The sequence below is a fragment of the Streptomyces sp. MS19 genome (assembly GCF_047200595.1).
GTDB lineage: Bacteria > Actinomycetota > Actinomycetes > Streptomycetales > Streptomycetaceae > Streptomyces.
The window spans coordinates 125,193-131,871 of the sequence record NZ_JBJZOH010000014.1; the positions used below are offsets into that span (position 1 = coordinate 125,193).

Consider the following 6,679-nt stretch of genomic DNA (forward strand, 5'->3'; position numbering starts at 1 on the left):
CCGGGAACCGGCCGGGTGCCGGGCGCGGGAACGGGTGGCCGTCAGGCCGCGCGCGTTCCCTCGCCCGGCACCGGTGCGTCCGGGCGCAGGTGGCCCTCGGCGCGCAGCTCCGCCCACAGTTCGGCGGGTATGGGGTGGCGGTGCATGGCGGCGGCGTCGCGGACCTCGGCGGCCGAGCGCGCGCCGACCAGGACGGAGGTGACGGCGGGGTGGGCCAGGGGGAACTGCACGGCGGCGGCGCGCAGCGGCACGCCGTGGCGGGCGGTGATCTGCTTGATGCGCAGCGCGCGCTGGAGCAGCTCCGCCTTGGCGGGGACGTAGTCGTACGTGGCGCCCGGGTGCGGGTCGGCGAGGAGGCCGGAGTTGTAGACGCCGCCGACGATCACGGAGGTGCCGCGCTCGGCGGCGGCGGGCAGCAGGTCGGTGAGGCCGCTCTGGTCGAGCAGGGAGTAGCGGCCGGCGAGGAGGACGACGTCCACGTCCGTGTCGCGCACGAAGCGGGTGAGCATCGCGGACTGGTTCATGCCCGCGCCGATGGCGCCGACCGCGCCCTCCGCGCGCAGCCGTTCCAGCGCCGGGTAGGCCTCGGCGAATGCCTGTTCGCCGTGGTCGTCGGGGTCGTGGATCAGGGCGATGTCGGCGTGGTCGAGGCCGAGGCGGTCCAGGCTTTCGGCGAGGCTGCGCCGTACGCCCGCCGCGCTGAAGTCCCATTGGCGGCGCAGCGGGGTGCGCAGGCCGGGGAAGCCGTTGGCGGCGTCGTCCGCCGGTCCTTCGCCGCTGGGGACGAGCAGCCTGCCGACCTTGGTGGAGAGGGTGAACTGGCTGCGGGGCAGCCCGGACAGCACGGCGCCCATGCGGCGTTCCGACAGGCCGAGGCCGTAGTGCGGCGCGGTGTCGAAGCCCCGGATGCCCAGCTCCCAGGCGGTCTCCATGACCCGGCGCGCGTCGCCGTCGGTGACGGGGGCGCCGGAGCCGCCCAGCGGCGCGCCGCCGAGGGCCAGTTCGCTGAAGGTGATGTCGCTGCGGCCGAGCCTGTGGTGTCGCGGTGACATGGGTCGCTGCCGCCTTCCTCCGGGTGGAGCGCCGCCCGGTGAGTGGTGCCGGTGGGGGGCGGTCCGGGGGCCGCCGGAGGGAGCCTAGCGCTGTGGCCGCTGGAACGTTCCTGCCGACCCGCGTGGGCGGGCCGGGCGGGCGTGGTGCGCCCGCCCGGACGCCGGGGGTGCCGGTCAGCCGCCCGCCGGGCGGGCGTTGAGCGACGATCCGGCCGGTCTGCCGCCGCCCGCCGGGCGCACGGCTATCTCCTGCCACCAGTTCTCGGTGGGTACGCGGACGGCCGGTTCGAAGGACTCGCCCGGCCGTGGCAGCGCGACGGTCACGCCGCGCTGCCGCGCCTCGGCGACGGTGCGTTCGACCGGTTCGTCCCACGGGTGGAGCGAGAGGGTGAACGTGCCCCAGTGGATGGGCAGGAAGACGCCGCGCGGGGTGCCGCCGGAGAGGTCCACGTGCGCCTGGATGCCCTCCTCGGGCGTCATGTGGATGTCCGGCCAGTACTCGGTGCTGTAGGCGCCGATCTGCATCATGGTCGCGTCGAACGGGCCGAGGCGGCTGCCGATCTCGGCGAAACCGGGGAAGTACCCGGTGTCGCCTGAGTGGAAGACGCGGTGGTCGGGGCCGGTGACGGCCCAGGAGGCCCACAGGGTGCGGCCCTGGTTGCGCAGGCCGCGCCCGCAGAAGTGCTGGCCGGGGGTGGCGGTGAGGGTCAGCCCGCCGACCGTGGCCGACTCCCACCAGTCGAGTTCGACGATGCGCTCGGACGGCACGCCCCAGAACTCCAGGTGCGCGCCCACGCCGAGGGGGACGGCGAAGACGGTGTCCCGGGCCAGGAGTGCCTTGACCGTCGGCATGTCCAGGTGGTCGTAGTGGTCGTGGGAGATCACGACGGCGTCCACGCGTCCGAGGCTGTCCAGTGGCAGCGGCGCGGGGTGCAGCCGCTTCGGGCCGGCGAAGGAGACGGGCGAGCAGCGTTCGCCCCATACGGGGTCGAACAGCAGCCGGTGGCCGTCGATGTCCACGACGACGCCCGCGTGCCCGGCCCAGGTGAGGCGGAGACCGGACGCGGGCGGGCGCTCCAGGTCCGCGGCGGTGGTGGGGGCGACCGGCATCCGCCCGGCGGGCTTGCGGCGGACGCGGTCGGCGCGGCGCAGCAGGTCGCGCAGGAGGGGGACGGTGCTGCGGGGGCTGCCGGTGGCGGCGGTCCGCTCGTTGCGGAACGCGCCGTCGCGGAACTGGGGCGACCGCTCGACGCGCGCCAGCCGCTCCCCGGCCGGCTCGGCGCCGAAACCCGCCGGGCGCAGCCGGGCGAGCGGGGACCGGGAAGGGGGGCGGCGGACGGGAGTTGTGCGGGCGGGGGATGAACCGGTGTCGCCGGTTCCCCCGGACGCGTGGGGTGCGGACGGCTCGGACGGCTCGTACGGCTCGGACACGAAGACCTCCCTGGGCGAGGATTGACGCAACTGTAGTAGATGCCTGTGACACCCCGTGACGATCGGCGGGATTCACCCGTCGAACGCCTGTCCGTCGCCTGGCCGTTCACACCGGCTGCCTCACAGGTCGCGCCGGTGCTCCGCCGCCACGGCCACCGCGAAGGCGGCCGACGCCGAGAGCGCGAGCGTGGTCCACGCCCCGCCCTCCGACCAGGGGTGGGCGACATCCGCCGCGGCGTACGCGGGGTCGGTGAGGCGGTCCCAGGCGCTCATCACGGTCGCGTGGTCGAGGACGGCCGACCAGCGGCGGTCGTCGGTCAGGACCAGCGGCGCGAGTTGGAGGAGGGCGACGGCCGCCAGGACCGCCCCGGGGCCGTGCCGCAACAGGGTGTCGAAGGCCGCGCCGACGAGCGCGCAGACCGGTGCGAGCAGCGCGGACGCGACAAGGACGCGCAGCGCGCCCGGGTGGCCGAGGGGCACGCCGACGCCCACGCGGTGGAGGATCGCCTGGGTCGCCCAGAAGGAGACGGCCGCCACGGCCACGCCGAACGGGACGGTGACCGCCGTCAGGACGACCGCCTTCGCCGCCATCACCTGGCGCCTCGCGGGGACGGCGGCGAACGTCGTCCTGGCCAGGCCCGAGGTGTGCTCGCCGGTGACGGCCAGCGCGCCGAACCCCCCGGCGAAGAGCGCGAGGACCAGCGCCCCGTTCGCGGTGAAGGCGTGCAGGAGCGGGATGCCGTCGGCGAGGTACCGCTCCCTGTCGGAGCCCGGCTGCCAGTAGCGGTAGGTGTCGTACGCGGTGCCGATGTTGAACGCCAGGACGGCCAGTGCCCCGGCGAGCAGGCTCCACCAGGTGGAGCGCAGGGTGCGCAGCTTGATCCACTCGGCGGCCAGCAGGTCGGTGAACCGGCCGCGGGGTGCGCGTGACGCGGTCGCGCCGCGGTCCGTGCCCGTCGCCGTCAGGGTGCCCGTTCTCATCGGTCCCGCTCCGTCCCGTACTCCACGCTGTCCGCCGTCAGTTCCATGAACACGTCCTCCAGTGACGACGACCGCTCGGCGAGCCCGCGTACCACCAGGCCCGCGCCCGCCGCCAACTCCCCCACACGCCCCGCCCCGGCCCCCGACACCAGCACCCCGCCGTCCTCCGGCCGCACCACCAGACCGTCCGCCTTGCACACCCGTGTGATCGCCGACAGATCGTCCACCCGCACCCACACGCCCCCGCCGTTCCCCCGTGCGGCGAACGCCTCCAGACTCTCCGCCGCGATCAGCCGTCCCCGCCCGATCACCACCAGGTCGTCCGCGGTGTGTTCCATCTCCCCCATCAGATGGCTGGAGACGAGCACCGTGCGGCCCTCCCCCGCCAGCCGCCGGAACAGGCCACGCAGCCACCGCACACCCTCCGGGTCCAGCCCGTTCAGCGGCTCGTCGAACACCACCACGGGCGGATCGCCGAGCAGCGCACCCGCGATTCCGAGCCGCTGCCGCATCCCCAGCGAGAACGCCCTGACGCGCCGCCGCGCCGCGTCCTGGAGGCCGACCTCGCCCAGCACCTCGTCCACCCGTCCGCGCGGCAGCCCGTTGGACCGCGCCAGCGCCCGCAGGTGCGCCACCGCCGTACGCGCCGGGTGCACGTCCCCCGCGTCCAGCAGCGCGCCGACGACGGTGAGCGCCCGCGCCCGTTCCCCCATCGGCCGCCCCTGTACGCGCACGTCCCCCTCGGACGGGTGGCACAGCCCGAGGACCATCCGCAGCGTCGTCGTCTTCCCCGCGCCGTTCGGGCCCAGGAAGCCCGTCACACGGCCGGGGCGCACGGCGAACGACAGGGCCTCCACGACCGTCCGGGCGCCGTATCTCTTGGACAGCTCTCGTACTTCGATCATGCGGACCACACTGGCCCGCCGCCGCATTCCCCGTCGTCCAGCCGGCGCGGACATTCCCCGGCGCCGGTGTCACCCGTGGGTGTACCTCCCCGGTCCGATGGCGACGCGCGGGCGGCTGCCTAGGCTGGCGTCATGCAGGCCACACCTCCCGTCCCGCTCCCCCGGCGCATGTCACCCCGCGTCTGGGCCGCCTGCGCCTGGTGCGCAGGGCTGGCGTTCACCTTCCTCATACGCCTCGCGCTGCCGGGCGAGGAGGAGGCGTCCCACAGCGCGGGCGTGCTGATCTACCGCTGGGACGGACTGCTGCAACTCGCGCTCGGCACCGCGCTGACCCTCTACGGCGGGCACGTCCTCGTACGGCGCCCGCTCCGGGCGATGTGCCTGCTGCTGACGGGCGCAGTCGTCGCGACGACCGCACTGAGCGTCGGCGAGATCCCGCTGGCCCAGTACCTCGCCGTCGTGACGGCCGTCTACGTGGTCGCCGCGACCCGGCCGCGCCGTGCCGGCGTCCTGGCGCTCGGCATGGCTCTGGGCACTCTCGTCCTCTACCTCACCGTCCGGCTGCTGGCGGGGTGGAACATCAGTACGTCGGCGGAACTCGCCGTCGCCCTGGTCACCGTGATCGCCTGGCTGATCGGCAGGTCCACCGCCGAGACACGCGCCCACGCCGAGGCGCTGAGCGCGCGGGCGGCGGCCCAGGCCGTGACGGAGGAACGGCTCCGCATCGCCCGCGAGCTGCACGACATGGTCGCCCACAGCATCGGCATCATCGCCCTCCAGGCGGGCGCCGCACGCCGGGTCATCGACACCCAGCCGGCGGGCGCCCGCGAGGCGCTGACCAGCATCGAACTCACCGGCCGCGAGACGCTGTCGGGACTGCGCCGGATGCTGGGCGCGCTGCGCGGGACCGGGCCCGAGGAGGGGCCGTCCGGGCCGCAGCTCGCCCCGCAGCCGGGGCTCGCGCAGCTCGGGCGGCTCGCCGCCGACACGACGGCCGCCGGGGTACGCGTGGAGGTGCGCCGGCTGGGCGAGGCGACGGCGCCGCTGCCTCCCGAGATCGACATGTCGGCCTACCGGATCGTCCAGGAGGCGGTCACCAACGTCGTGCGGCACGCGGCGACCGACCGGTGCCGCGTCACGATCGAGCATGCCGGGGACGCGCTGGGCATCGAGGTCACCGACCGCGGCCGCGGGGCGGGCGCGACAGGGGGCGCGGGGTACGGACTGGTCGGGATGCGGGAGCGCGCCGAGCTGCTGCACGGTGAGTTCTCGGCCGGGCACGCGCCCGGGGGCGGCTTCCGCGTCACGGCGCGGCTGCCCGTGCCGCCGGTACCGGCGGCCGTCGCGTGACCGCGCGGACCGTGCGGGTCGTGCTGGCCGACGACCAGCCGCTCATCCGCACCGCGCTGCGCATGGTGATCGCCGAGGCGGCGGACCTGGAGGTCGCCGGCGAGGCGGGCGACGGCGCGGCGGCCGTCGAACTGGCGCGCACGCTGCGACCCGACGTCGTCGTGATGGACATCCGCATGCCCGGCGTGGACGGCATCGAGGCGACCCGCCGCATCACCGCGGCGCACCCGGACGTGCACGTCGTGGTGCTGACGACGTTCGACGACGACGCGTACGTGTACGGGGCGCTGCGCGCGGGGGCGGGCGGCTTCCTCGTCAAGGACATGGCGCTGGACGACATCCTGGACGCCGTCCGCGTCGTCGCCGCCGGGGACGGGCTGATCGCGCCCGGCGTGACGCGGCGGCTGATCCGCGAGTTCGCCCGGCTGCCCGGGACGGCGCGGGCGCCGCGCGAGATCACCGGCATCACGGGCCGGGAGCGCGAGGTGCTCACACTGGTCGGCTCCGGCCTGTCCAACGGGGAGATCGCCGCACGCCTGCACATCAGCGTGGCGACGGCGAAGACGTACGTGACGCGGCTGCTGTCCAAGCTCGACGCGCGCGACCGCGTGCAGCTCGTGATCCTCGCCTACGAGACGGGCCTCGTCGCCCCGCCGGGCTGACACCGCCGCCTGCCCGCGTACGGGCGCGAGGGAGGCCGGAACCGCACCGCCCGCCCCGGCCGGCAGCGCCGGCGCAAGCGGGCCACCGTCCACGAGCACGACGCACCGCGCCCGGCAACGCGTACCGGGGCCCGCACAGCGGCGGAGCCGCCCCGCGAGGGGCGGATCGCCCTGAGTGCCGTCGCCGCCGGGCATCGGTTTCCGGGCCCAGGCCGCGGAACGCCGCACACCGCTCCGCACCAGGCGTGCCGCGGGGGGGGGGGGGGGGGGGGGGGGGGGGGGGAGGCGGGGGGGGGGG

The 6,679-nt window shown here is 75.7% G+C and carries 6 protein-coding genes; 2 read left to right on the plus strand and 4 right to left on the minus strand.

Annotation, left to right across the window (positions count from 1 at the left end; genetic code table 11):
• Positions 1-41: 41 nt before the first annotated feature.
• The 4 genes from ACL02R_RS16440 to ACL02R_RS16455 form a co-directional block, all read right to left on the minus strand.
• A complete protein-coding gene (locus ACL02R_RS16440; protein ID WP_412797657.1) occupies positions 42-1,052 on the minus strand; it encodes an aldo/keto reductase in 1,011 nt (336 codons plus the stop codon).
• Between the two features lie 174 nt (positions 1,053-1,226).
• Positions 1,227-2,354 carry an MBL fold metallo-hydrolase gene (locus ACL02R_RS16445; RefSeq protein WP_412797666.1) on the minus strand — a complete coding sequence of 376 codons (1,128 nt, stop codon included), beginning with the start codon at positions 2,352-2,354 and terminating at the stop codon, positions 1,227-1,229.
• A gap of 249 nt (positions 2,355-2,603) precedes the next feature.
• Complete coding sequence (locus ACL02R_RS16450; protein WP_412797658.1) at positions 2,604-3,464, minus strand: ABC transporter permease; 861 nt, start codon at positions 3,462-3,464, stop codon at positions 2,604-2,606.
• A complete protein-coding gene (locus tag ACL02R_RS16455) occupies positions 3,461-4,369 on the minus strand; it encodes an ATP-binding cassette domain-containing protein (protein ID WP_412797659.1) in 909 nt (302 codons plus the stop codon). Before ACL02R_RS16455 ends, ACL02R_RS16450 begins: the two co-directional genes overlap by 4 nt.
• 132 nt (positions 4,370-4,501) lie before the next feature.
• Here ACL02R_RS16455 and ACL02R_RS16460 point away from each other — a divergent pair, with 132 nt between their 5' ends.
• Both ACL02R_RS16460 and ACL02R_RS16465 read left to right on the plus strand, forming a co-directional pair.
• Positions 4,502-5,719, plus strand: coding sequence for a sensor histidine kinase (locus ACL02R_RS16460; RefSeq protein WP_412797660.1), 1,218 nt, complete (start codon positions 4,502-4,504; stop codon positions 5,717-5,719).
• Positions 5,716-6,381, plus strand: coding sequence for a response regulator (locus tag ACL02R_RS16465; RefSeq protein WP_412797661.1), 666 nt, complete (start codon positions 5,716-5,718; stop codon positions 6,379-6,381). The genes ACL02R_RS16460 and ACL02R_RS16465 overlap by 4 nt, the downstream gene beginning before the upstream one ends.
• The last annotated feature ends 298 nt before the right edge of the window (positions 6,382-6,679 follow it).

Bases quoted from the DNA above. Each gene is read 5' to 3' on its own strand.
- ACL02R_RS16440 (WP_412797657.1), bottom strand. From the start codon at position 1,052: ATGTCACCGCGACACCACAGGCTCGGCCGCAGCGACATCACCTTCAGC.
- ACL02R_RS16460 (WP_412797660.1), top strand. From the start codon at position 4,502: ATGCAGGCCACACCTCCCGTCCCGCTCCCCCGGCGCATGTCACCCCGC.
- ACL02R_RS16455 (WP_412797659.1), bottom strand. From the start codon at position 4,369: ATGATCGAAGTACGAGAGCTGTCCAAGAGATACGGCGCCCGGACGGTC.
- ACL02R_RS16450 (WP_412797658.1), bottom strand. From the start codon at position 3,464: ATGAGAACGGGCACCCTGACGGCGACGGGCACGGACCGCGGCGCGACC.